At 46.6% G+C, this 1,083-nt stretch carries 1 protein-coding gene; it reads right to left on the bottom strand.

The window, feature by feature from the left end; translation table 11 throughout:
- Positions 1 to 1,083: elongation factor Tu (tuf, locus tag EES38_RS21620; RefSeq protein WP_124939277.1), on the bottom strand; the 1,083-nt coding region annotated here is incomplete at both ends.

Raw genomic sequence — 1,083 nt, 5'->3', positions numbered from 1 at the left:
CAACAGTCATCTTGATGTTGTCACCAGGCATTACCATTTCTACGCCTTCTGGTAGCTCGATGTTACCAGTTACGTCAGTTGTACGGAAGTAGAACTGTGGACGGTAGCCTTTGAAGAATGGAGTGTGACGACCACCTTCATCTTTAGACAGTACGTATACTTCTGATTCAAAWKTAGTGTGTGGAGTGATTGAACCTGGTTTAGMAAGAACTTGACCACGTTCAACKTCATCACGTTTAGTACCACGTAGAAGTGCACCAACGTTCTCACCCGCACGACCTTCGTCTAGAAGTTTACGGAACATCTCAACACCAGTACAAGTAGTAGYWGTTGTMTCRTGGATACCAACGATWGMAACTTCATCACCTACTTTCAGGATACCGCGCTCGATACGGCCAGTTACTACTGTACCACGACCTTGGATTGAGAATACGTCTTCGATTGGCATTAGGAATGGCTGATCAATTGCACGCTCAGGCTCTGGGATGTAGTCATCTAGAGCTTGTGCTAGTTCAACGATTTTCTCTTCCCACTGTGCTTCACCGTTTAGGGCGCCTAGTGCAGAACCTTGGATTACTGGTAGGTCGTCTCCAGGGAAGTCGTACTCAGATAGAAGTTCACGTACTTCCATCTCAACTAGCTCTAGAAGCTCTTCATCATCTACCATGTCACATTTGTTCATGAATACGATGATGTATGGGATACCAACCTGACGGCCTAGAAGGATGTGCTCACGAGTCTGTGGCATTGGGCCATCAGTCGCAGCTACTACTAGGATACCACCGTCCATCTGTGCAGCACCAGTGATCATGTTTTTAACATAGTCAGCGTGTCCTGGGCAGTCTACGTGTGCGTAGTGACGTGCTGGTGTATCGTACTCTACGTGAGAAGTTGCGATTGTGATACCACGTTCACGTTCTTCTGGAGCGTTATCGATAGATGCGAAGTCACGAGCTGCACCACCGTAAGTTTTAGATAGTACTGTACAGATAGCTGCTGTTAGAGTTGTTTTACCGTGGTCAACGTGGCCGATAGTACCAACGTTTACGTGCGGTTTCGTACGTTCAAATTTTTCTTTAGACA

The sequence above is a fragment of the Vibrio viridaestus genome (assembly GCF_003856525.1).
In the GTDB taxonomy this organism is placed as follows: domain Bacteria; phylum Pseudomonadota; class Gammaproteobacteria; order Enterobacterales; family Vibrionaceae; genus Vibrio; species Vibrio viridaestus.
The sequence above is the reverse complement of the archived record's forward strand: the minus strand, read 5'-3'. Positions and strand labels throughout refer to the sequence as shown.